The sequence below is a fragment of the Acidibrevibacterium sp. genome, assembly GCF_049965395.1.
GTDB classification, from domain to species: Bacteria; Pseudomonadota; Alphaproteobacteria; order Acetobacterales; family Acetobacteraceae; genus Acidibrevibacterium; species Acidibrevibacterium fodinaquatile.
This window is the reverse complement of sequence record NZ_JBMFWJ010000012.1, coordinates 1-22,978: the sequence shown is the minus strand read 5'-3', so window position 1 is coordinate 22,978 and position 22,978 is coordinate 1. Positions and strand designations below refer to the sequence as shown.

At 68.3% G+C, this 22,978-nt stretch carries 22 protein-coding genes; 16 read left to right on the top strand and 6 right to left on the bottom strand.

The genetic code is table 11. The features are described 5' to 3' along the window. The first annotated feature begins 12 nt into the window (after positions 1 to 12). Positions 13 to 885, top strand: a complete 873-nt coding sequence (locus ACP5M5_RS05740; RefSeq protein ID WP_427936115.1) for a UTP--glucose-1-phosphate uridylyltransferase — start codon at positions 13 to 15, stop codon at positions 883 to 885. Between the two features lie 19 nt (positions 886 to 904). Next, entirely contained in the window at positions 905 to 2,314 is a 1,410-nt protein-coding gene (gene pgmG, locus ACP5M5_RS05735) for a phosphoglucomutase/phosphomannomutase PgmG (protein WP_427936113.1), read from the top strand. Positions 2,315 to 2,331: 17 nt separating this feature from the next. Here the strand turns inward: pgmG and ACP5M5_RS05730 are convergent, their stop codons facing one another. Next, on the bottom strand, positions 2,332 to 3,018 hold the full coding sequence (locus ACP5M5_RS05730; RefSeq protein WP_427936111.1) for an RlmE family RNA methyltransferase: 687 nt from the start codon (positions 3,016 to 3,018) through the stop codon (positions 2,332 to 2,334). Further along, on the bottom strand, positions 3,015 to 4,106 hold the full coding sequence (locus ACP5M5_RS05725; RefSeq protein WP_427936109.1) for a Ppx/GppA phosphatase family protein: 1,092 nt from the start codon (positions 4,104 to 4,106) through the stop codon (positions 3,015 to 3,017). The genes ACP5M5_RS05730 and ACP5M5_RS05725 overlap by 4 nt, the downstream gene beginning before the upstream one ends. 171 nt (positions 4,107 to 4,277) lie before the next feature. Here ACP5M5_RS05725 and ACP5M5_RS05720 point away from each other — a divergent pair, with 171 nt between their 5' ends. Further along, entirely contained in the window at positions 4,278 to 5,834 is a 1,557-nt protein-coding gene (locus ACP5M5_RS05720) for a benzoate-CoA ligase family protein (RefSeq protein ID WP_427936108.1), read from the top strand. Further along, positions 5,831 to 6,625 (top strand): alpha/beta fold hydrolase, encoded by a 795-nt coding sequence (locus ACP5M5_RS05715; protein ID WP_427936107.1) that lies wholly within the window; start codon positions 5,831 to 5,833, stop codon positions 6,623 to 6,625. The genes ACP5M5_RS05720 and ACP5M5_RS05715 overlap by 4 nt, the downstream gene beginning before the upstream one ends. 16 nt (positions 6,626 to 6,641) lie before the next feature. Here ACP5M5_RS05715 and ACP5M5_RS05710 read toward each other — a convergent pair whose 3' ends face one another. Further along, positions 6,642 to 7,433: a DODA-type extradiol aromatic ring-opening family dioxygenase gene (locus tag ACP5M5_RS05710; protein ID WP_427936105.1), complete on the bottom strand. Its 792-nt coding sequence runs from the start codon at positions 7,431 to 7,433 to the stop codon at positions 6,642 to 6,644. A gap of 104 nt (positions 7,434 to 7,537) precedes the next feature. Between ACP5M5_RS05710 and ACP5M5_RS05705 the strand changes: the two genes are divergently transcribed. The 6 genes from ACP5M5_RS05705 to ACP5M5_RS05680 are packed head-to-tail and all read left to right on the top strand — an operon-like array spanning position 7,538 to position 12,028. Further along, on the top strand, positions 7,538 to 8,272 hold the full coding sequence (locus ACP5M5_RS05705) for an ABC transporter ATP-binding protein (RefSeq protein ID WP_427936104.1): 735 nt from the start codon (positions 7,538 to 7,540) through the stop codon (positions 8,270 to 8,272). Continuing rightward, positions 8,269 to 9,069 carry an ABC transporter permease gene (locus ACP5M5_RS05700; RefSeq protein WP_427936102.1) on the top strand — a complete coding sequence of 267 codons (801 nt, stop codon included), beginning with the start codon at positions 8,269 to 8,271 and terminating at the stop codon, positions 9,067 to 9,069. The genes ACP5M5_RS05705 and ACP5M5_RS05700 overlap by 4 nt, the downstream gene beginning before the upstream one ends. Positions 9,070 to 9,096: 27 nt before the next feature. Continuing rightward, entirely contained in the window at positions 9,097 to 9,714 is a 618-nt protein-coding gene (locus tag ACP5M5_RS05695) for a histidine phosphatase family protein (RefSeq protein ID WP_427936100.1), read from the top strand. A 58-nt stretch (positions 9,715 to 9,772) separates the two neighbouring features. Beyond that, complete coding sequence (locus tag ACP5M5_RS05690; protein WP_427936099.1) at positions 9,773 to 10,585, top strand: lipid-binding SYLF domain-containing protein; 813 nt, start codon at positions 9,773 to 9,775, stop codon at positions 10,583 to 10,585. A 43-nt stretch (positions 10,586 to 10,628) separates the two neighbouring features. After that, positions 10,629 to 11,102 carry a YcgN family cysteine cluster protein gene (locus tag ACP5M5_RS05685; RefSeq protein WP_427936098.1) on the top strand — a complete coding sequence of 158 codons (474 nt, stop codon included), beginning with the start codon at positions 10,629 to 10,631 and terminating at the stop codon, positions 11,100 to 11,102. Further along, entirely contained in the window at positions 11,099 to 12,028 is a 930-nt protein-coding gene (locus tag ACP5M5_RS05680; RefSeq protein WP_427936097.1) for a dihydrodipicolinate synthase family protein, read from the top strand. Before ACP5M5_RS05685 ends, ACP5M5_RS05680 begins: the two co-directional genes overlap by 4 nt. An 87-nt stretch (positions 12,029 to 12,115) precedes the next feature. On the opposite strand, the gene ACP5M5_RS05675 is transcribed toward ACP5M5_RS05680, so the two are convergent. Together ACP5M5_RS05675 and ACP5M5_RS05670 are read right to left on the bottom strand one after the other, a co-directional pair. Continuing rightward, positions 12,116 to 13,816 (bottom strand): IlvD/Edd family dehydratase, encoded by a 1,701-nt coding sequence (locus tag ACP5M5_RS05675; RefSeq protein ID WP_427936095.1) that lies wholly within the window; start codon positions 13,814 to 13,816, stop codon positions 12,116 to 12,118. A 74-nt stretch (positions 13,817 to 13,890) separates the two neighbouring features. Next, positions 13,891 to 14,997 (bottom strand): PA0069 family radical SAM protein, encoded by a 1,107-nt coding sequence (locus tag ACP5M5_RS05670; RefSeq protein WP_427936094.1) that lies wholly within the window; start codon positions 14,995 to 14,997, stop codon positions 13,891 to 13,893. A gap of 183 nt (positions 14,998 to 15,180) precedes the next feature. Between ACP5M5_RS05670 and ACP5M5_RS05665 the strand changes: the two genes are divergently transcribed. From ACP5M5_RS05665 to ACP5M5_RS05650, 4 genes are read left to right on the top strand one after another with little or no spacing between them, the layout of a single operon-like run. Further along, positions 15,181 to 16,530, top strand: a complete 1,350-nt coding sequence (locus tag ACP5M5_RS05665) for an NAD(P)-binding protein (protein ID WP_427936092.1) — start codon at positions 15,181 to 15,183, stop codon at positions 16,528 to 16,530. Then, positions 16,527 to 17,231: a TIGR04283 family arsenosugar biosynthesis glycosyltransferase gene (locus ACP5M5_RS05660; RefSeq protein ID WP_427936091.1), complete on the top strand. Its 705-nt coding sequence runs from the start codon at positions 16,527 to 16,529 to the stop codon at positions 17,229 to 17,231. The genes ACP5M5_RS05665 and ACP5M5_RS05660 overlap by 4 nt, the downstream gene beginning before the upstream one ends. Beyond that, positions 17,231 to 17,929: a TIGR04282 family arsenosugar biosynthesis glycosyltransferase gene (locus ACP5M5_RS05655; RefSeq protein WP_427936090.1), complete on the top strand. Its 699-nt coding sequence runs from the start codon at positions 17,231 to 17,233 to the stop codon at positions 17,927 to 17,929. The genes ACP5M5_RS05660 and ACP5M5_RS05655 overlap by 1 nt, the downstream gene beginning before the upstream one ends. Further along, positions 17,851 to 19,149: a chloride channel protein gene (locus tag ACP5M5_RS05650; RefSeq protein WP_427936166.1), complete on the top strand. Its 1,299-nt coding sequence runs from the start codon at positions 17,851 to 17,853 to the stop codon at positions 19,147 to 19,149. The genes ACP5M5_RS05655 and ACP5M5_RS05650 overlap by 79 nt, the downstream gene beginning before the upstream one ends. Before the next feature lie 59 nt (positions 19,150 to 19,208). Here the strand turns inward: ACP5M5_RS05650 and ACP5M5_RS05645 are convergent, their stop codons facing one another. Continuing rightward, positions 19,209 to 19,955, bottom strand: coding sequence for a hypothetical protein (locus tag ACP5M5_RS05645; protein WP_427936088.1), 747 nt, complete (start codon positions 19,953 to 19,955; stop codon positions 19,209 to 19,211). 237 nt (positions 19,956 to 20,192) lie between these two features. Between ACP5M5_RS05645 and ACP5M5_RS05640 the strand changes: the two genes are divergently transcribed. Next, the gene (locus ACP5M5_RS05640; RefSeq protein WP_427936087.1) at positions 20,193 to 21,623 is read left to right on the top strand and encodes a hypothetical protein; all 1,431 of its coding nucleotides are present in this window, start codon (positions 20,193 to 20,195) and stop codon (positions 21,621 to 21,623) included. Beyond that, a complete protein-coding gene (locus tag ACP5M5_RS05635) occupies positions 21,620 to 22,834 on the top strand; it encodes a glycosyltransferase family 4 protein (protein WP_427936086.1) in 1,215 nt (404 codons plus the stop codon). Before ACP5M5_RS05640 ends, ACP5M5_RS05635 begins: the two co-directional genes overlap by 4 nt. Positions 22,835 to 22,978: the final 144 nt, after the last annotated feature.

Sequence of the window (22,978 nt, the reverse complement as noted above, 5' to 3'; positions counted from 1 at the left end):
GGAAACCGTGATTTGAAACCGTTGCGCAAAGCCGTATTGCCGGTTGCCGGCCTTGGCACCCGCTTTCTGCCCGCGACCAAGGCGACCGCCAAGGAAATGCTGCCGGTCGTTGACAAGCCCTTGATCCAATATGCGATCGAGGAGGCGCGCGCCGCCGGCATCGAGCAATTCTGCCTGATCACCGGCCGCGGCAAGACGGCGATCGTCGAGCATTTCGATATCGCCTTTGAACTCGAAGCGGTGTTGCGCGAACGCGGCAAGACTGAGGCCATGGCGCTGCTTGAGGGCACCCAGCTCGAACCCGGCGCCATCGTCACCGTCCGCCAGCAGGAGCCGCTCGGCCTTGGCCATGCGATCTGGTGCGCGCGCGCCTTCATCGGTGAGGATCCCTTCGCGATCCTGCTCCCCGATGACCTCATCCTCGGCGAGACCCCGTGTGTCGCCCAGCTCGCCGCGGTTTATCGTGAGACCGGCGGCAATGTCGTTGCGGTACAGGATGTGCCGCGCGAACACACCAACCGCTATGGCATCCTCGATATCGGCGCCGATGATGGGCGCTTGGCCGAGGTCAAAGGGCTCGTCGAAAAGCCGGCGCCCGAGGTCGCGCCATCGACGCTTTCGATCATCGGCCGCTATGTGCTGCGCCCCGAGGTCATCGCCTATCTTTCGCGTTTCGAGCGCGGCGCCGGCGGCGAGGTGCAGCTCACCGATGCGATGGCCAAGATGATCGGCGAGATTCCCTTTCATGGTCTCCGTTTCGAGGGCAGGCGCTTTGATTGCGGCGACAAGGTCGGGTTTCTCGAGGCCCAGATCGCTTTCGCCCTAAAACGCCCCGAACTCGCGCCCAAGGTGCGCGAATTCCTCCGCCATTACTGCCCCATGTGAGCGCAACGAGGACATTGACATGCGTTTTTCCCACCGCTTCGACCCGAGCATTCTCCGCGAATACGACATCCGCGGCATCGTCGGCCAAACCCTGACCGAGGCGGATGCGTTCGCGATCGGGCGGGCGTTCGGCAGCATCGTCGCGCGCGCCGGCGGCAAGCGGGTTGCGGTCGGCTATGACGGGCGGCTGTCCTCGCCGGCACTGGAAGCGGCGCTCGTCGAAGGGCTCATAGCGAGCGGGATGGCGGTTGCGCGGATCGGGCTCGGCCCGACGCCGATGCTCTATTTCGCCGCGACCACGCTTGCTGCCGACGGCGCGGTGATGGTCACCGGCAGCCACAACCCGGCCGACTATAACGGCTTTAAGATGATGCTCGGGAAAAAACCGTTTTTCGGGCAGGCGATCCGCGCGCTCGGCGACATGGCGGCCGCTGGCGACGTCGTTCCCGAAAGCACCGGCAGTGAGGCGCAGCAGGATATCCGCGCGGCCTATATCGCCCGCTTGCTCGCCGATTACGACGGCGGCGATCGGGCCCTCGCCGTGGTCTGGGATCCCGGCAACGGCGCCGCCGGCGCGGTGCTCGATCAACTCGTCGCCGGCCTGCCGGGCACGCATACCATCATCAATGGGACGGTGGACGGGCGTTTCCCAGCCCATCATCCCGACCCGACGGTGCCCGCCAATCTCCGCCAGCTCATCGCCGCGGTGCGGGAAAAAGGCGCTGATCTCGGTGTTGCCTTCGATGGTGACGGCGATCGCCTCGGCATCGTCGATGACCAGGGGGAAATCCTGTTCGGTGATCAAATCATGGTGCTGCTCGCGCGCGACGTGCTCGCCGCCCGGCCCGGCGCCACCATCATCGCCGACGTCAAGGCGAGCCAGGTGCTGTTTGACGAGATTGCCCGCGCCGGCGGCAAGCCGCTGATGTGGAAAACCGGCCATAGCCTGATCAAGGCCAAGATGGCGGAAACCGGAGCGCCGCTGGCCGGCGAAATGTCGGGCCATATTTTCTTTGCCGATCGCTGGTATGGGTTTGATGATGCGCTCTATGCCGCGGTGCGCCTGCTTGGCATCGCCGCGCGCATGAGTGGTCCACTCTCTGGCGCGCGCGCTGCCCTGCCGGCGCTGCGGGCAACGCCCGAACTCCGCTTCGACTGCGCGGAGAGCCGCAAATTCGCGGTGATCGCCGAGGTCGCGGCGCGGCTGCGCGACGCCGGCGCCCGCGTGAACGACACCGATGGCGTGCGGGTGCAGACCGAGGATGGCTGGTGGCTGCTGCGCGCCTCCAACACCCAGGCGGTGCTGGTCGCGCGCGCCGAGGCGAAAGACGAGGCCGGGCTCGATCGCCTCAAGGCCGCGATCGCCGACCAGCTCGCGCAATCCGGCCTCGCCGCCCCGGATTTCTCGGGAAGCAACGCCGGGCATTGACGCGCGCGGTGGCGCGGTCAGCCCGTGGGGCGATAGCCTTGCGCGATGACGTAAAGCTCCGCCGACTCCGCCCGGCTCGCCGGCGGCTTGGCGTGGCGGACGCTGCGGAAGGCGCGCTTCATCGGCATCAGCAAGTCCCGTTCGGTGCCGCCCTGAAACACCTTGGCGACGAAGGCGCCGCCGGGGGCGAGCACCTCACGCGCGAAGGCGAGCGCCTGCTCGGCAAGCGCGATGATGCGCAGATGATCGGTCGCGGCGTGGCCGGTGGTGTTCGGCGCCATGTCCGAAAGCACGAGATCGGCGGGGCCGCCAAGCGCTGCGGCCAGCCGCGCCGGCATCGCCGGGTCGGTGACATCACCGGCGATCAGCGTCACGCCTTCGATCGGCGCGATCGGCAGGAGATCGAGCGCCACCACATGCGCCGCGCCGCGCCGCACCGCGACCTGCGCCCAACCCCCCGGCGCCGCGCCGAGATCGACGACCCGCGCCCCTGGCGCAAGGAGATGAAACCGCTCATCAAGTTCGATCAGCTTGAACGCCGCGCGTGATCGCCAGCCCTCGCGCTGCGCCGCCTGCACGTATGGGTCATTGAGTTGGCGGGCCAGCCAGCGCTGCGAGGCAACGCTCCGCCCGCGCGCCGTGCGCAAGACGACGCTTTCGGCGCGCGGCGCGCCCTTGGCGGGAAAGCGCGGCGGGCGGCTCATGCGCCGGCTGCGGCCCGGCCATGCAAGGCGCGCGTCCCGCGCCGCTGCGGCGCGCGGGGATCGTTTCGCATCAGACGGAGCAGGATCCCCTCGCGCAGGCCGCGATCGGCGATCACCACCCGGCTGGTCGGCCATAAGCGCCGGATGGCCGCGAAAACGGCGCAGCCCGGCAGCACAAAATCGGCGCGCTCCGGCCCGATACAGGGATGGGCGGCAAGGCCCTCGCGGCCCAAGCCGCGCAGCGTCGCCAGCGCCGCCTCGCACGCGGCGCCCGAGAGCACGGCGCCATCGATCCGCGGCCGCTGATAGCGCGGCAAGCCGAGCGCGACCCCGGCGAGCGTGGTCGCGGTGCCGCTGGTGCCGAGCAATTGCACGCCGCCTTGGGCGATTTCCTTGGCGATGCAATGAACCTGCTCGAACCCTTGCAGCCGGCTGGCAATTTCGTCGACGGCGGCCTGAAAGCCGGCTTGGGTGAAGGAGGCCGGGCCAAACCGCTCCGCTATCGTGACAACACCATAGGGGATCGAGACATAGCCGACCATCTCCGGCCGCGCGCCCAACCCCGAGCCCTCGGCGGGCAAGCGTACCCAGGCGATCTCGGTCGAGCCGCCGCCGATATCGAACAGCAGAACCCGCCGCCCGCCGCGCGCCAAGAGCGACGCGCAGCTTTCCAGCGCCAGCTCCGCCTCCTCGCGGGTCGAGATGACGTCGATCGCGAGCCCGGTTTCGCGCCGCACCTCGGCAAGAAAGGCGGCGCCGTTGCGCGCCCGCCGGCAGGCTTCGGTCGCAACCGCCCGCAGCCCGCGGAGATTGCGCCGGGCCAGCCGCGCGGCGCACACCCTGAGGGCGGCGAGCGCCCGCGTCATCGCCTCCGGACAGAGATCGCCGGAATGATCGAGCCCCTCGCCGAGGCGCACGATCCGGCTATAGCTATCGACGACGCGAAACCCGCCCTGGGCGGGGGCGGCGACCAGGAGGCGGCAATTATTGGTGCCGAGATCGAGGGCGGCGTAGGCATGGCCCGCCCCCCGCGGCTCGCCAGCGTCTGGCGGCGAGAAGGAGGCGGGAAAGCGTGAGGGCGGGGCCATGGCGTGATAACGAACTCACCAAAATCCTATCATCTTCCCGGACGGGGGCCGAGAGCAAGCGCGTTGTGCGCCACTTGCATTATGATGCCGTCCTCGCCACTCTCCGGCAAAGCCGTTTGACGCGGCGAAAACACCCCGGAGAGGGGCGTGAGAGGGGGCGGCGCAGCCAAGATGGGGGCGAACGGGGCTTGCGGCAATGCCACAGGGTGGTTCGTCGATCGCCATGAGCGCGAAGGGCGCGGCGAGCGGATCGCCTTCATCGACCCCTGGCGCGGTTTGACCTATGGCGCGTTGCAGAACGAGGCGGCACGTTTCGCCGGCGCCCTCCTTGCCGCCGGCCTCCACCGGGAGCAGCGGATCGCGCTCATCCTGCGCGATAGCTGCGCGCTTCCGGTCGCCTTCTGGGGGGCGCTGCGTGCCGGCATCGTGCCAGTGCTGCTCAACACCCTGCTGCCACCGGCGTTGCTCGCCGCTCTCGTCGCCGATTGCCGCGCCGGGCTCGTGCTGATCTCGGCGCCGCTTTATCCCGCCCTCGCCCCAGCGCTTGCGGCGCTCACGCCGCCGCCCGCCATCGTGATCGCCGAGGAGGACGCCGAAAGCCTCCCCGCCGGCCAGAAAAGCCTCTCGGACTTTCTCGCCAGCGCGGCGCCGGCGCCGCTGGTCGCGACCTCGCCGGACGAAGTCGCGTTCTGGCTCTACTCCTCGGGCTCGACCAGCACGCCGAAGGGAACCCGGCACGTCCATGCCAGCCTTCGCGCCACCTACGAGACCTATGGCCGCCAGGTGCTCGGCATCGCCCCGGATGATCTGATGTTTTCCGCGGCCAAACTGTTTTTCGCCTATGGGCTCGGCAACGCGATGACGTTCCCGATGGCGGTCGGCGCGGCCGCCGTTCTGCTGCCAGACCGCCCGACGCCTGAGAGCGTGTTCGCGGTGATGCAGCGCTATCAGCCGAGCCTGTTCGGCGGCGTGCCGACGCTTTACGCCGCCCTGCTCGCGCATCCCGCGCTCAGCCATGGCGCCGGATCAGCGCGGCTCCGGCGGGCGATCTCGGCCGGTGAACCCTTGCCCGAGCCGATCGGGCGGGCATGGCGGCAACGCGTCGGCGTTGATATCCTGGACGGCATCGGCTCGACCGAAATGCTGCATATTTTTCTCTCCAACCGCCCCGACGATATCCGTTATGGCAGCACCGGGCGCGCCGTTCCCGGCTATGATCTCAAGCTGGTTGATGAGCAGGACCGCGAATTGGCCGGGGTTGCCGAGGGCGAATTGCTGGTTCGCGGTGCTAGCGCCGCCGACGGCTACTGGAACCAGCGCGAAAAAAGCCGCCGCACCTTCCTCGGCGAATGGACCCGCACCGGCGACACCTATGCCCGCGATGCCGAGGGCTATTACCATTACCGCGGCCGCGCCGACGACATGATGAAGGTGAGCGGCATCTGGGTGAGCCCGTTCGAAGTCGAGGCCGCCTTGGTCGAGCATCCCGCCATTCTCGAAGCGGCGGTGGTTGGGCATGAAGACGCGGACGGCCTGACCAAGCCGCGCGCTTTCGTCGTGCTGAAGGAAGGGGTCACCGTCTCGCCCGACCTCATCGCCGCCCTCCAGACATTGGTGAAGGAACGCGCCGGGCCGTGGAAATACCCCCGCTGGATCGAAATCGTCGCGGACTTGCCGAAAACCGCGACCGGCAAGATCCAGCGTTTTAAGCTGCGCGATCTGCGGTGAGCAGCGAGGCCGAATTTTTCACCCTTGATCTCGGCGGCACCGCTCTGGAGGCGGCGCGCTGGGGGCGGGGCGCGCCGGAGATCGTGCTGCTGCATGAGGGGTTGGGCTCGGTCGGTCTGTGGCGGGATTTTCCCGCCCGCCTCGCGGCCGCGACCGGGCGCGGCGTCTTCGCCTATTCCCGCGCCGGCTATGGCCACTCCGCCAGCATCCCCCTGCCACGCCCGCTTTCCTACATGCATGACGAGGCGCGCGAGACCCTGCCACGCATCCTCGCGCAAGAAGCGGCGCGGCGGGTGATCCTGCTCGGCCATTCCGATGGCGCCTCGATCGCCGCGATCCATGCCGGCGCTGCAGCCGGCGGGACAACCGCGATCGCCGGCCTCGTCCTGATCGCGCCGCATTTCTTCGTCGAAGACATCTCGCTCGCCAGCATCGCCGCGGCGCGCGAGGCCTATCGCGCGGGCGATCTCCGCCCGCGTCTCGCCCGCCACCATCGCGACGTCGATGCCGCTTTTCGCGGCTGGAACGATGCCTGGCTCGACCCCGGCTTTCGCGACTGGCGGATCGATGATGTCTTGCCGGCGATCGCAGCCCCAGTGCTGCTGATCCAGGGCGAGGCCGACGAATATGGCACGATGGCGCAAATCCGGCTGGCCGAAGCCAAGCTCCCACGGCCGCCGCGGGTCGTGATTGTCCCCGCGGCCGGCCATTCGCCGCACCTCTCGCACCCCGAGCGGGTGATCGCGGCGATCGGCGAGTTCGTTGCGGCAGCCTTGACGTCAGACGAATGAAGCTGCCGCGCGTCCCTCAGGCGAAGGCGTACGCATCCATGGCCAGGCCATAATCGGTGCTGTGATGCCAGCGTTCGCCGATCGCGCCCGGCGAGCCGGCGCCGAGGGCCGCGAAAAACGGCAGGAAATGCTCGTCCGTCGGATGGTTCTCGGCGCCATAGGGCGCCTCCTCGCGATAGGCGAGCAGGGTTGGGACGTCGCCGGCCGCGACCTTGTCGCCAATCCAGGCGAGAAACGGCGCGGTAAACGGCAGCTCCGTCTCCGCCGCGCCGCCGCCCCGCATCAGGCCGAAGGCGGCGCGGAGATTATGGGTGAAGCTGCCTGAGCCGAGGATCAAGACGCCCTCGTCGCGCAGCGGCCGCAACGCCTCGCCGAGCCGGTAATGATGGGCGGGATCGGCCGCGGGCTGCACCGAAATCTGCGCGATCGGGATATCGGCCTTGGGATACATGAGCAGCGCCGGGATCCAACTGCCATGATCGAGGCCGCGCTCGGCATCCTCCGCCACCGCAAATCCGGCGGCGCGGAGCCGCGCCGCGGCCGCGCGCGCGACCTCGGGCGCGCCTGGCGCCGGGTAGCGGAGCGCGTAAAGCGCCGGCGGAAAGCCGCCGAAATCATGGATCGTCTCGGGCTCGGCTGCGGTCCCGACCATGACGCGCGGCGCCGTCCAATGGGCGGTGACGACGAGGATCGCCCGCGGCCGGCCGAGGCGGGGGCCGAGTTCGCGGAGGAAATGATGCGCAGGGTTCGGCGTGATCGCGATCATCGGCGAGCCGTGCGAGACGAATAAGGCTGGAAACCGGTCCATTTTACCCCCGAAGCATTTTCCTCGCATATTCTGCCGCCGTGCATCGATTGCAAGAGCGCCGTACCGGGTTTCCCGCGGCTGATGAGTTCGCGTATGGAAAGCCCATGGCGATGATCCGGGTCGAGGGGCTGAGCAAATGCTATGGCGCGGTTACGGCGGTCGCGGAGATCAGTTTCACCGTCGCCGCCGGCGAGATCGTGGCGCTGCTTGGCGGCAATGGCGCCGGTAAGACGACGACGCTCGCGATGCTGCTCGGCCTCGTCCTCCCGAGCGCCGGGCGGATCGAAATCCTCGGCCACGACATGGCGCGCGACCGGTTTGCGGCATTGGCGCGGATGAACTTCGCCTCGCCCTATGTCGCCTTGCCGGCGCGGCTGTCGGTTGCCGAAAATCTCCGCGTCTACGGCCATCTTTATGGCGTTGCCGGGCTCGAGCGGCGGATACGCGAGCTTGCCGGCGAACTCGATCTTCTCGCGGTTCTCGACCGCCCGGCGGGGACGCTGTCGGCGGGGCAGAAGACGCGGCTCTCTCTTGCCAAGGCGCTGATCAATCGCCCGGCGGTGCTGCTGCTCGACGAGCCGACGGCGAGCCTCGATCCCGACACCGCCGATCGGCTGCGCGCGTGGCTTGCCGCCTATCGCGCGGCGAGCGGCTGCGCGATCTTGCTCGCCTCGCACAACATGGCGGAAGTCGAACGCCTCGCCGATCAGGTGCTGATTCTTCGGCGCGGGGCGATCATCGCCCGTGGCGACCCGGCGGCACTGCGGCGCGAGTTCGGGCATGAGACGCTGGAGGCGGTGTTCCTTGCGATCGCCCGCGGCGAGCGGCGAGAAGCATGAGCGCCGGCGCGGCCGCGCGGCGCGTTTGGGCGCTGGTCTATCGCCATCTTGCGCTCTATCGCCGCTCCTGGCCGCGCCTTCTCGATTTCGCTTATGGCCCGGTGCTGCAATTGCTGATCTGGGGCTTCACGGCGCGGTTTCTCGCCGGGCATGGCGGCGCGATCGCGGCGGTCGCCGGGCTGCTCATCGCCGGCGTGCTGCTGTGGGAGGCGGCGCTCGCTAGCCAGCTCGGGTTTTCGGTCAGTTTTCTCGAGGAAATCTGGTCGCGCAATCTCGGCCATCTGCTAATCAGCCCGCTGCGGCCATGGGAATTGATCGCCGCTCTGATGGTGATGTCGGTGCTGCGCCTGCTCGTCGGCATGGCGCCCGCGATTCTGCTTGCCGCTCTGCTTTATGCCTTCGATATCTTCGCGGTGGGACCCATCGTCGTGCTGTTGTTTTGCAATCTCGCGATGATGGGCTGGTGGGTTGCGCTCGGCATCGTTGCCTTCATCCTCCGCCATGGCGCCGGCGCCGAGGCGCTGGTATGGACAATCATGTTCGGCTTGACGCCGCTTTCGGCGGTGTTCTACCCGGTCTCGGCGCTGCCGGCGGGGCTGCGGCCGCTCGCCTTGGCGCTGCCCTCGGCGCATGTGTTCGAAGGGCTGCGGGCGATCCTCGCTGGCGGCGGCGGGGGTTTTGACCTCGCCTCTGCCGTCGGCCTCAACCTCGCCTGGTTCGCGGCGATGGCGTTTTTGTTTCGGCGCGAGCTGGCCGCCGCCCGCCGCAGCGGCGCGCTGGTCTCGCTCGGCGAATGAGGCTCGGAGAGCGGGTTTGGCAAACACATGAAACCGGTTCGCTTCTGGCTGCTCCGCCACGCTTTGGTCGAGGCGCGGGCGCGGGCGGTGCTGTATGGCGCGCGGGACGTGCCGCTCTGCCCGCTCGCGCTGGCCGCCGAGCGCGCGCAGTATGAGCGCCTCGCCGCCCGCCTGCCGCGGCCGGCGCGCTGGCTGATCTCGCCCTTGTCGCGCACCCGCGAGACGGCGCGGGCGATTTTCGCCGCCGGCTACCCCGCGCAGACGCTGACCGTGGAACCCGCCTTGATCGAGCAGGCGCTCGGCGCCTGGGAAGGGCTGCCGCAGCACGAGGTCGCAGCACTCTTCGCCCGCCGGCCCGATCAGTTCTGGCCGCTGCCGGCGGCAACCCGCCCGCCGGGCGGCGAAAGCATGGCCGATGTCGTCGCGCGGGTCGGGGTCTGTCTCACCCGGCTGGCGGCGGACCATGGCGGCGAAGATGTGATCGCGGTCGCGCATGGCGGGGTGATCCGCGCCGCCCTCGCGCATGTGCTTGGCATCGCCGCCGAGCAGGCGCAAAACATCTCGGTCGCCAATCTCTCCCTCACCCGCTTTGAATGGCACCGCGAGGGATGGTGGATCGGCGGCGTCAACGAGGGGCCGGGTTGAGCTTGCCAACGCCCCGAACCAATATCAAAATCGCCCGCCAATGACCTGGAGAAGAACCATGTTGCGTTATTTGCTCGCGGCTCTCCTGACCCTGGCTCCGGCCCTTGCGTGGGCGCAGAGCGAACAGCAAACCCTGGTCGATCGGGCGACGCTTTCTGTCCAGGAAATGTTGAGCGGCGCCAATACCGGCGATCGCGTCTGGGCGATGCAGCGGGCGCGGGCGGTGATGGTCTGCCCGCGGGTCTTTCGCGCGAGCTTCATCATCGGCGGCGCCGGCGGCGATTGCGTGCTGGCGGCGCGCGACGGCAATGGCTCGTGGTCGTCGCCGGCCTTCTTTCAGCTCAGCACGGCGAGTTTCGGGCTCCAAGCGGGGATCCAAGATAGCGAGATCCTGATCACCATCCTGACTGAGAAAGGGTTGAACGCGGTGATGGATAGCCGCTTTAAGCTCGGCGGCGATGCCTCGGTCGCGTTCGCGCAGATGGGCGCCGGCGTCGAGGGCGCAACCACGGCGGCACTGCGCGCCGACATTCTGGCGTTTTCGCAATCGAGCGGGCTCTATGCCGGGATTTCGCTCAATGGCAGCCTGCTCGCCGCGAAATCGGAGTGGGATCGCGCCTATTACGGCCAGGATATCGGCGCGCGCGAAATCGTCGTCGATATGAAGGTGAGTAACCCGGGCGCCGATCCGCTCCGCGCCATCCTCGCGAAATATGGCGCCGCCCCCTCGGCGCCGGCGGCCAATGCGGCGCTGCCGAGCCCGCCGGCTTCCACCGAGGCGCCGGCACCGGCGAGCCCGCCGGCCGCGTCCGGCGCGCCGCAATCGCTCTCGCCGGTGCAGAGCCAGGATCTCGCGCCGCCCAAGAATTGACCCGCGCATTGACGCCGGCCGCCGCCCCCGCGATCATTGCCGGGTGCGCGACGAATTTTGGAAAACCAAGCGGCTCGAGGAGATGAGCGGCGAGGAGTGGGAGCGGCTATGCGATGGCTGCGGCCGCTGCTGTCTGCATAAATTGCGCGATGAGGAAAGCGACGAAGTCCTGTTCACCAACGTCGCTTGCCGATTGCTCGACACCAGCTCCTGCCGCTGTTCCGATTATGCCCATCGCCGGCGGCGCGTCCCTGATTGCGAGCAGCTCGCCCCGGCTTCGGTGCGCGCGATCGACTGGCTGCCGCCGAGCTGCGCCTATCGCCGTCTTGCCGAGGGCAAGACGCTGCTATGGTGGCATCCGCTGGTCTCGGGGCGCGCCGAAACCGTGCATGAAGCGGGGATTTCCGTGCGCGGACGCTGCGTTGACGAGCGCGCCGCCGGGCCACTCGACCATCATATCGTGACCTGGCCCGGCGAAATCCCGCGCCGCCGGGCGCCGATCAAGGAGACATCATGAAGAACGCGCTTTTTGGCGGCGTCAATGTCGCCGTGCTGACGCCGATGGGCGCCGATCTCGCGCCCGATCTCGATCGCATGGCGGCGCATTGCCGCTGGCTGCTCGGCCATGGCGCAAGCGGGCTCGGCATTCTCGGCACCACTGGCGAGGCGAACAGCCTCGGGATCAGCGAGCGCATCGCCTTGATGGAGGGGATCGTCGCGCGCGGGATCGCGCCCGCGTGCCTGCTGCCGGGGCTCGGCACCACCGCGATCACCGATACCGTGCTCTTGCTCCGCCGTGCCGCCGAGCTTGGCTGCCGCGGCGCGCTGTTGCTGCCGCCGTTCTTTTACAAGAACCCGAGCGAGGATGGCTTGTTCGCCTATTTCAGCGAGGTTATCGACCGTGCCCTGGGGCGCGCCGGCGCCGCGCTTGCGATCTATCTCTATCATTTCCCGGCGCAATCGGCGGTGCCGTTCACGGTTTCGTTCATCGCCCGGCTGCGCGCCGCCTTCCCCGGCGTCATCCGTGGGATCAAGGACAGCAGTGGCGATTTCGCCAATACCCGCGCCTATGTCGAGGCGTTCGCGGCCGAGGGCTTCGAGGTCTATTGCGGCGATGATGGCGCGCTGCATGATCTGCTCGCCATCGGTGGCGCCGGCAGCATCAGCGCTGCGTCTAACATTTCGAGTGCGCTCAATGCCGAGGTCGTCGCCCATGCCGGCACGGCGCGCGCGGCGGCGGCGCAGGCGCGGCTTTCGGCGATCAGGAAGGCGGTGACTTCGGCGCCGCTGATCCCTGGCCTCAAATCCCTTGTCGCACGCCATACCGGGGATGCCGCCTGGACCCATATCCGGCCGCCGCATCTGCCGCTCTCGCCGGCCGAGGCGGCGAAACTGTTCGCGGCGTTCGACGCCTGCGGCTTCGCGCTACCGGCCGCCGCTTAAATAATCGCGTCCTCCCCCGGGCAGTGCCTGCGGCATTGCCCAACGGAGAAAAGTTTTTTGGTTCTTTTTTTCAAAAAAGAACGTTTTTTACCTCTTTTTCCCTTCTTTCCGGCAAAAATCGAAATCGCAGCCTTCATCGGCCTGCAACACGTGGTGATGATAGAGCCAGGCGTACCCCCGTGCCGGCGCGGGCGCCGGCGATGTCCAGGCGGCTTGGCGGCTTCTGAGTTCCGCCTCGTCCACCAGGAGATCGATCCGGCGCGCTTCGGCATCGAGGCGGATGCGGTCGCCGCTGCGCACGAGGCCGAGCGGGCCGCCGATCGCGGCTTCCGGCGTGATGTGAAGGACGATGGTGCCGAAGGCCGTCCCGCTCATCCGCGCGTCCGAGAGGCGCAGCATGTCCTTGACGCCGGCGCGGGCGAGCTTGCGCGGGATCGGGATATAGCCGGCTTCCGGCATTCCCGGCGCGCCGACTGGCCCGGCGTTTTGGAGGACGAGGACATCGTCGGGCGTGACGTCGAGCTCGGGATCGTCGAGCCGCGCCTCCATATCGGCAAGCGACGTGAACACCACTGCGCGGCCCTCATGGGAAAGGAGCGAAGGCGTCGCCGCCGAACGTTTGAGGAGCGCGCCACGCGGGGCGAGGTTGCCGCGCAGCACCGCGAGCCCGCCGCCGACGCTGATCGGGTTGGCGCGCGGGCGGATCACCGCCTGGCCGGGCACGATCTCGGCGGCGTCAAGTGCTGCGCGGAGCGGGGCGCCGGTGACCGTTTGCGTTTCGAGCTCGAGAAACGGCGCGAGTTCGCGAAGCAGTGCGGGCACGCCGCCGGCCCAGTGGAAATGCTCCATATAGTGCTGGCCGCTCGGCTTGAGATCGATCAGCACCGGCACCTCGCGGCCGATGCGATCGAATGCCTCGAGATCGACGGGGAGGCCGAGGCGCCCGGCGATGGCGGTGGTATGGATCAGGGCGTTGGTCGACCCGCCGATCGCCTGCAAGACGGTGAACGCGTTGCGGAACGCCGCCGCGGTCATCACTTCGCTCGGGCGCGGGCCGTTTTGGGCAAGCCGCACCGCCGCGCGCCCGGCTTCCTCGGCGGCGCGCAGGCGATCGGCATGGGTTGCGGGGATGGTCGCGCTTCCCGGCAGCGCCATGCCGAGAGCTTCGGTCATGCAGGCGATGGTGCTTGCTGTCCCCATCACCATGCAAGTGCCGAAGGTGGGGGCGAGGCGGGAATTCACCGCCTCGATTTCGGCCGCGTCCATCTCGCCGGCGCGAAAGCGGCCCCAGAGGCGGCGGCAATCGGTGCAGGCGCCGAGCACCTCGCCGCGATGATGCCCGACCAGCATCGGCCCGACCGGCAGCACGACGGCGGGGAGATCGACACTGGCGGCGGCCATCAACTGCGCCGGGATGGTTTTGTCGCAACCGCCAATCAGGACGGCGGCGTCGATCGGCTGGGCGCGCAGCATCTCCTCGGTGTCGAGCGCCATCAGGTTGCGGAGAAACATGCTGGTGGGGTGGGCGAAGGATTCGTGGATGGAGATGGTCGGAAACGCCATCGGCAGGCCGCCTTCGAGCATCACACCGCGTTTGACGGCGGTGATCAGCGCCGGGACGTTGCCGTGGCAGGGGTTGAAATCGCTCGCGGTATCGGTGATGCCGATGATCGGGCGGGCGAGGGCGTCGTCGGAAAATCCCATCGCCTTGATGAAGGCCTTGCGCAGGAACAGCGAAAATTCCGCATCGCCATAGCTGGTCAGCCCTTTTTTCATCCCCAACGCCATTTTTCTCTCCTCCGCCGCCCTCGGCCGCGGCGCGTAACATGCCGCGCCGCGCCCCGCTTGTCATGCCGCGGCCCTCACAGGGCGAGCGTGAGCTGTTGCGCTGGCTTCGTCTCGGGGGGCGGGGAGAAGGCGGAACAATCGAGTTCGGCGCGGTGCGGCGCAAACCCGTATTTGCGCGAAGCCGCCGCGAAGCGCTGGGCGAGAAGATCGGCATAGGCGCCGTCGCCGCGAAAACGGCGATGAAACGCCGCCTCGTTGAGCTTGCCGGCGCGGGTTTCGCGGATCAGGCTCAACACATGCCGCGCCCGCTCAGGCCGATGGGCGACGAGCCAGGCGGCAAAAAGTTCGCGCAATTCATGCGGCAGCCGCAGCACAACATAGCTGGCATGCGATGCCCCGGCGCCGGCGGCGGCGGCGAGGATGCGCTCGAGCTCGGCGTCATTGAGGCCGGGGATCATCGGCGCCGCAAGCACGCCCACCGGGACACCGGCCGCCGCGAGCGCCGCGAGTGCTTGAAGGCGCCGCGCCGGGCTTGCCGCGCGCGGCTCCATGGCGCGGGCGAGCTTGGGATCGAGGGTGGTGATCGAAAGATGCACCCTGACCAGCCGCTTCGCCGCGAGCGCTTGCAGGAGATCGAGATCGCGCAGCATGCCGGCTGATTTGCTGACGATCGCGACCGGATGCGAAAATCGCAGCATCACCTCGAGAATGGCGCGGGTAAGCGCGAGCCGCCGCTCCAGAGGCTGATAGGGATCGGTATTGCTCCCGAGCACGATCGGGCGCGCGACATAGCCGGGGCGCTGCCACTCGCGCACGAGAAGCCGCGCGATATCGGGCTTGAAGACGATCTTGCTCTCGAAATCGAGGCCGGGCGAGAAGCCGAGATAGGCATGGCTCGGGCGCGCGAAGCAATAGACGCAGCCATGCTCGCAGCCGCGATAGGGATTGACGCTGCGATCGAACCCGAGATCGGGGCTTTCGTTCCAACTGATCGCCGAGCGGCTGGCATCGCGGATCAAGGTGGTTGCGAGCGGCGGCGGTGCTGCCGCCTGCGCCTCGAGCGTGCCCCAGCCGTCATCGAAGGCCTCCGCGTGCTGGGTCTCAAAGCGTACCGGCGGATTATGGGTCGCGCCGCGGCCGCGTGGCGGCGGCGAGGTGCGGGGATCGGGTTTCGCCTCCATGCGCGCTCCTTGCGGCGGCGGGTGCCGCGATGATTGAAGTTCCTATTTTGTTCGACAAGGCAGCATGATCCCGTGCGGCGCGATCGTCAAGAACAAAATAGAAACATTTTTCGGGTTGCCACCCTCGGGGGGCGCTTATATCGTCTGATCCTGAGGACAAATATGCGGCGCATGGAGGGGGAAATGGCCGACCGAGCCGGTAAAACCGCGATCGTCATCGGCGCCGGGATCGGGGGGCTTGCCGCCGCCGCGGCGCTGGCCCCGCATTTCGCCGAAATCCTGGTTTTGGAGCGCGATCACCCGCCCACCGGCGCGGGCGCGCGAAGCGGCGTGCCGCATGGTGATCAGGCGCATGTCCTGCTGCTCGGCGGGCAGCTTGCGTTGGCCGAGCTGCTGCCCGGGTTCGAGGCCGATCTCGCCGCCGCCGGCGCCGTTCCGCTGCGCCAAAGCGCCGACAGCTACATGGATTTCCCCCGGCTCGGGCGGTTGGCGCCGTTCGATATCGGCATCAATTTCTACGCCGCCTCGCGGCCGCTGATCGAGGCGGTGGCGCGGCGGCGCGTCGCCGCCTTGGCTCCTGTGACGATCCGCGGGGGGGTGCGCGTCGCGGCGCTGGTGACGACGACGGATGGCAGCGCTGTGATCGGCGTGCGGCATGCCGGCGCAGACGGCGCGCCGGAGACGCTGACCGCCGATCTCGTCATCGATGCCGCCGGACGCAATGGCACGTTGAGCCGAACGATGCTGGCCGATACTGGCCATGCCCCGCTCGCGGTGACCGAAATCGGCATGGAGGTTGCCTATACGACTGGCATGTTCATACCCGCCGAGGATGCGGCGCGGGATTGGAAATACGCTTATGTGCTCGCCGGACCGCCGGCGGAGACGCGATCGGGGCTGATCCTGCCGATCGAGGGGGGGCGCTGGCTGGTCACCATGGTTGGCCGCTTCGGCGAGCGCCCGCCCGCCGATTTCGCGGGATTTCTCGAATTCGCGCGTGGGCTCAGAACCTCGGTGCTTTATGAGGCGCTGAAAGCCGCGGCGCCGCTCGGCAAGTTCACCCGCTTCATCACGCCCGGGAATACTTGGCGGCATTTCGAGCGCCTCGCGGCGCCGCCGCGTGGCTGGCTGCCGATCGGCGATACGATCTGCGATCTCAACCCGGTTTATGGCCAAGGCATGGCGGTCGCGGCGCAGGAGGCGGTTTCGCTGCGCCGGCTTCTGGATGAGGGCGGCGATCTCGCGGCGCTGCCGGCGGCCTATCTCGCCAAGCTCGCGGGGATCATCACGCCGGCCTGGTCGGCGGTGCTGAGCGATCTCGGCTTTGCCGAAACCATCGGCAAGCGGCCGCCTGATTTCGCCGAGCGTTTGCGCTTTGCCGCCGCCGTCGCGGTCCTCGCGGCGCGCGAGCCGGAGATGCGGCGCCTCTGGACCGAGGTGACCAATCTTCAGAAGCCGCCCAGCGTGTTCCAGGCGCCGGCACTTCGCGCCCGGATCGGCGCGGTGATGGCGGAGATGGCGGCGCGCGCGTGAGCGGCCGCGCCCCCCTTTTTCAGGGCACGCTCGCGATCGTCATTCCGGTGCTGAATGAAGCGCCGCGGCTGCCGGCAACGCTCGCGGCTCTCGCGGCGGAGGCGGCGGCGGAGATTGTCGTCGTCGATGGCGGCAGCGATGATGACAGTGTCGCCGTCGCGCGCGGCGCCGGGGCGCGGGTGATCTTCGCCGCGCGCGGGCGGGGCGCACAGCTCGCCGCCGGGGTCGCGGCGACGGCGGCGCCCTGGCTCTTGCTGCTCCATGCCGATACCGTGCTCGCCCCGGGCTGGGGCGCGGTGGTGGCGCGCTTCATCGCCGACCCCGAAGCCGGTGCGCGCGCCGGCTATTTCCGTTTCGCCCTCGCCGAGAGCGCGTCCTGGGCGCGGCGGCTCGCGCGCGTCGTCGCCTGGCGGGCGCGGGTGCTCGGCCTTCCCTATGGCGACCAGGGCTTGGTGATCTCGCGCGCGTTGCTCGAGCGCAGCGGCGGCATCGCGGCGTTGCCGCTGATGGAGGATGTCGATCTCGTCCGCCGCCTCGGGCGTCGCCGGCTCGTTCCGCTCGCGGCCGATGCCGTCACCTCGGCGGCGCGTTATGGGCGTGGCTGGCGGCGGCGGAGTTTTCGCAATCTCGTCTGTCTCGGGCTTTATTATCTCGGCGTCAAACCCGCGCGGCTCGCGGGGCTTTATTACGGCGGCGGGTGATGGCGGAGACGGTGCTGATTTTCGCCCGCGCCCCGCGGCTCGGGACGGTCAAACGCCGGCTCGCCGCCGGGATCGGGGTGCGGGAAGCGCTTCGCTTTCATCGCGCCATGCTGTTCTCGCTCGCCCGCCGGCTGCGTGCTGACCGGCGGGTGCGGCCGATCGCCGTGATCACCCCCGATCGGGCCCGCGTGCCCGGTCTTGGCGTCCCCGGTCTTAGCGTGCCGCGGATTGGCCAGGGGGTGGGCGATCTCGGGGTGCGGATGGCGCGGGCGATCGCGCGGTTTCCCCGCCGGCGGGTCTATATCATCGGCTGCGACATCCCCGGGATCGGCCCCGCCGATATCTTGGCGGCGCGGCGCGCGCTCGGGCGGGCGGAGGCGGTGTTCGGCCCGGCCGAGGATGGCGGCTATTGGCTGGTCGGGCTCGGCCCGCGCCGCCCGGCGCGGCTTTTCGCCGGCGTGCGCTGGTCGACGCCGGACGCACTTGCCGATACTTTGGCCAACTTCGTCGGCCGGCGCGTCGCCTTCCTGTCCTGCCGCCGCGATATCGACACGGTTGAGGATCTATGGGCACAGCAGATGAAACCACCCTCGCGGTCCGTCGCCTTTCCGGCCGCGGTCTGCGGCGCCCGTGGCTCGCGCCAAAGCTCTGGCTACACCAAGCGCGATTTTGGCTCGGCGCCATCGCAGTCGCCCTGATCGTCGTCGTTTTCTCGCAAGCCTCGGACCGCGCGCAAGCGGTTTTTCAGGTGATCCTCGGGCAATGGGGGGCTTATGCGCCGTTTCTGCTCTCGCCCGCCGGGCTCGCGCTTTCGGTCTGGCTGACCCGGCGGTTTTTCCCCGGCGCCCAGGGAAGCGGCATTCCGCAGGTGATCGCGGCCCTGCACATCAGCGATCAGCGCGCGATTTCGGCGCTGCTGTCGGCGCGGATCGCGGTCGGCAAGGTGGTGCTAACCCTGCTCGGCCTTGGGGTCGGCGCCTCGATCGGGCGCGAAGGGCCATGCGTTCAGCTCGGCGCCTCGATCATGGACGTGCTTGGCCGCTTCGATACCCATGCGCGGCCGCGGCCGCATCTGCGCCGCGCCTTCGTGCTCGCCGGCGGTGCGGCCGGGGTGGCGGCCGCGTTCAATACGCCGCTCGCCGGCATCGTCTTCGCAATCGAGGAATTGAGCCATTCCTTCGAGACGCGCGCCAGCGGCACGACGCTGACGGCGGTGATCCTCGGCGGCATCACGACGCTGGCGCTAGTCGGCAATTACACCTATTTCGGCGTGACCTCGGTTTCGCTCGCGGTCGGGCCGGGCTGGCTCGCGGTGCTGGTGTGCAGCCTCGCCGGTGGCCTCGCCGGCGGCCTGTTCAGCGCGATTTTGGTGCGCGCGAGCCGTGGCTTGCCGGGTCTCGCCGGCCGTCTGGTGATTGCCCACCCGTTCGCTTTCGCCGCCCTTTGCGGCTTTCTGCTCGCCGCCCTCGGCTGGCTTTCAGACGGCACCACCTATGGCACCGGCTATGTCCAGGCCCGCCATCTCGTGGAAGGTTCAGCGCATGTCCCGTGGGATTTCCCGTTTCTCAAGCTCGCGGCAACGGTGGTTTCCTATCTCAGCGGCATTCCCGGCGGGATTTTCGCGCCTTCGCTCGCGGTCGGCGCTGGCATCGGCAAATTGCTCGCCCCCCTGGTGCCCGGCGCGCCGGCGGCGGCGATGGTGCTGCTCGGCATGGTCGGCTATTTCGCCGGCGTCGTGCAGGCGCCGATCACCGCTGCGGTGATCGTCATGGAAATGACCGATAACCAGACGATGACGGTGCCGCTGCTGGCGACCGCGATGCTCGCCTTCGCGGTCTCGCGCAGTTTCTGCCGCCGCCCGCTTTATGGCGCGCTCGCCGAGCGCTTCCTCATCGCGCTCGCCCGCCGCCCAAGCTGAAAGTTTTTTTGGTTCTTTTTTTACAAAAAAAAGAACGACTCTTTCCCGAAACCTTGCGGTCAGCCGCCGCCGGTCGCGTAGGTCGCGAAGGGGAAGCGATAATCGAACGGCGAGGGCAGCGGCGTCTGCCGCCCCTTGCGTTCGTCGGAGGTGAGGATGATGGAAAAGAACGCTTCCGGCGTCAGTGAGGCTTTTTCCAGGATCGAGGGGTAGAGCCCGCGCGCGCTGTCATCGGCCCAGCGGTCGAGCATGAAGCGATAGACGACGTCGACGAAGCGCTCGACCCCCATCTCGCGGCAATGCCGTGGCAGATCGAATTGCGCAAGATGGCCGAGCACGTCTTCATCGCGCCAGATCGCGCGCTCGCGCGGGCTTTCGGGAAGCCCGGCGCGGATGTCGGGATCGGCCGGCAAAACGAGCGCGAGATCGCGCGCGATCTCGATCTCGCCGCCCTCCGCGAGCACCGCGATCAGGGTGAAAACATGTTCCCCGGGCGGCAATTCGTGGTTCAGGCGGGCGAAGAAGCCGCAATGGCCGAGCCCTTTGCCGGCGTGCAGCAGATCGAGACGAAACGCGTCCGCGACCGCTTCGGCGATGGGCTCGTTTTCCCACAAAACCCGCACATGAGAGCGCGCGATGACGCCCGGGCGGCAGGCCCAGCCGGCGATGAAACCATCGCGGGTGAAGCCGTCGAGGCCACCTTCGAAAACCGCCGCCGGGCGCGAAAGGCTGGCGCCGGCGGCGAGCGGCGCGATGGCGGAAACGACGCCTGCGGCGGCAGGCGCAGAGGGGGCGTGGGCGGCCATGATCGTCCTGACTTCCTCCTCGCTTAAGACGCGCTGTGCATTCCGATAAACCGCGCAGCACCGTCCGTATATCGCTTTTTCCCAAGATTTGTGAGAATTTCCATTTCCATCGGCGCTGACCTCGCTGATACTAGCCTCCGGCATCTGGCTGGTTTTCCTCACACGTGGATATTTCATGGCCCCATGGAACACTCTCTTGGTTTGAGCCGGGTGGGAGCGAATGGCCTGGCGGCGGACATGCCAGATTGGCTCAAGGAAAGCGGCGTTTTGGTGGCGAGCGCGCCGCTCGGGCATTGCGCCGCCGGCGCGGTGGTGCCGCTCGCCGAATGCGCAACGCGCCAAGTCTTGTTCGGATGGGAGGCGCAGATGCGGGCCTTCGCGAGCCATCTCGCGACGCTCGGCCGGACGCTGTTCGTGACACCCGCGCCGGAGATTTTTTCCGGCCCCGAGAGCCGCGCCCACATCACCCGCGCGACAGGCTGGGACGGACATGGCGGCCTCACCCATCTGCGTTTTGGCGCGCCCTATTTCGCCCGGGTATTGAAAGGGGCGCATAACGTCATGGTGCTCGCCGAGCATCGCGTCACCCCGCCCTTGACCCCGACCTACCATCCCTTCGGCAGCGGCAACCGGCTGCCGGCGGCGATGGCGCGGGTGCTGCTCTATCAGCCGCAGGGATTTCTGCCGAGCCGCACTGATGGCGGCGCCGTCGCCAGCGAGTGCCTTCCCGCCGGCTTCGGAACCGCCGATCTGCCGCCGCCGGCGGGCGGCGCGGCGCCGCGCCTGGTCGGCGGCGATGCGTCCGGCCTGATCGTCCGCTCCTTCACCGAATATGATCCCGCCCTCTGGCCGCAGCCGCCGGCCGAGGCGGTGATGCCGGCGCTGCTTGACTGGCGCGGTGTCGTCGCGATGCGCGAGGTCGCCCGCGAACGCGGCGAGCCGGTGCCGCGCCTGATCATGATGCCGTGGAATCTCGCCTATCCCGCCAGCATCATCCCCGATCTCATCGAAAAGCTCGCTCATTCCGGCGGCCTTGCCGCAACCCTCGGCCGGCTGGTGCTGTTTCCCTATAATGAGACCGCCGAGACTGCCGGCCAGATCACCATGGTGGTCGAGAACGCCCGCCGCTTGCTCCACGCCGCGCCGGCCGAGCTTCGCCATCTGTTCATCGCCCGGCTAGCCTCCTACCGCGCCGCCGCGACGCTGGCGGCGCTGTTTGAGAGCGTCTGGCTCGAAGCGGACGCGCCCGACCGGCTCTGGACCGAGCGCCGGCTCGCCGCCCTCGGTCTCCCCTTTGCCCTGCTCGCGACAGCGCCCGAAGGCGCGGCCGCGGCGCAGCGCCCGCACCACGCAGCAGCGCGTTTCACGGTCAGCGCCGATGAGGTGCGGCTGATCAATACCGACGATCAGTTCGGCGAGCGGCTATTTTCCGTCGGCACGCTCTCGGCGCGCGCCCTCGCCGCTTTGCTGCATCGGACCTTGGAAGAAGCGACGGCGCCGCAAACCGCGCCGGCGCCGGCGCCGGCGAGGCGCGAGGAAAGCGAGCGACCGGCCGAGCGAGAGCCCGCCAAGCCACGGGCCCGCCCGCGTGACGCCGGGAAGGCCGCCGTCAAACCCACCGCCGCCAAGCTTGCGCCGGCCGCCGGGCCGCGGCGGGGGCTCTCATGAACGCGCGCTTTGCCGAGATCGCGGCGGCGCTCGATGCCGGCGGCTGGCAGCTTTATTTCGACGTCTCGCCGCTTTTCGAGGAGCATTGGACCGGGATCCCGGTGGTCGCCGCCGGACTCGCGCGCATCCTGCTCGCGCGATTTCCCCGCCATGTCCATTTCTTCTATGAACATCACCGCGTCCTCGAGGCCGCCGTCTGCGATGCGCTGGCGAGGAGCAGCGGGCTGTTTCTCCATCGCGATTTTTTCCGCGGCGTCGCGCAGGGCGGTAAACTCCCCTCGCTCGATGCCCGCCGCAATGCGATCGGCCTCTATCCCTCGGTCAAGCGGGTGACGCAGATCTTTCCCATCGAATGCAGCCTCTATCATGATCTTTCGACACTGATCACGCCGCATTTCCACGTCATTGAGAATATCCGCCATCACCAGAAGGGCCTGGTCGATGATCTCCGCACCAATGCGCTGACCTTCGGCGTCTCGCAGGCGACGGTCGATGATCTCAAAGCCTATCTCGGCGCGCCGGCGGAGCGGGTTTTCGTTGCCTATAACGGCGTCTCCTGGCCGGATTGGTATGAGGTGCAGGCGCAAAACATGCCGGTCCCGTTCGACGGCGATCCCTATTTCCTGGTGCTCAGCACGCGCGAGCCGCGCAAGAACATCCGCTGCGTGTTTGAGCTGCTCGCTCTGTTTCCGGAAATCCTCGAGACCACCCGCGTCGTCATCGCCGGGCGCGCCGGCTGGCTTTTGGAGGCGCAGTCGCCGCCCGCCATCCTCGAAAAAGCCCTGCGCGAGGGGCGGATCATTTTTCCCGGATTCGTCTCCGATTTCGACAAATATCTCCTGCTCCGCGGCGCCGAGGCGACGATCTACCCCTCCTTTTTCGAGGGATTTGGCCTGCCGGTGCTGGAGAGCCTTTCGGCGGGGACGCCGGTGATCAGCTCCTTTAGCGCTTCGCTCCCCGAAATCGGCGGCGATGTTTGTCTCTATTTCGATCCGTTTTCGGCCGAGAGCCTCTATCGGATGGTGCGCGAGGTGCAGGAAAACCCACTCAAGCGGCAGCCGGATTTCATCAATCGGGCGCGCGCGATCACGGCGCGGTTTTCCTGGGACAACATGCTGCTCCAGATCATGGACCCGCTGGCGGCCTATCTTGCGACCCTGCCGCCACGCGACATGTCGCGAGCGGGCGGCGCTGCTCGCCGGACGGGGTGAAATTCGCGGGATCGAGCCAGGCCCGGCAAACCTCGCCCCCTTCCGGCCGTTCACCTGGCGCGGGGCGTCGTCACCGTTCAGTCATTGACAGCGGCTGGTAATTTTTCTAAGGTTGCGAATCAGCGCATGACGTTGTGCCGAGCC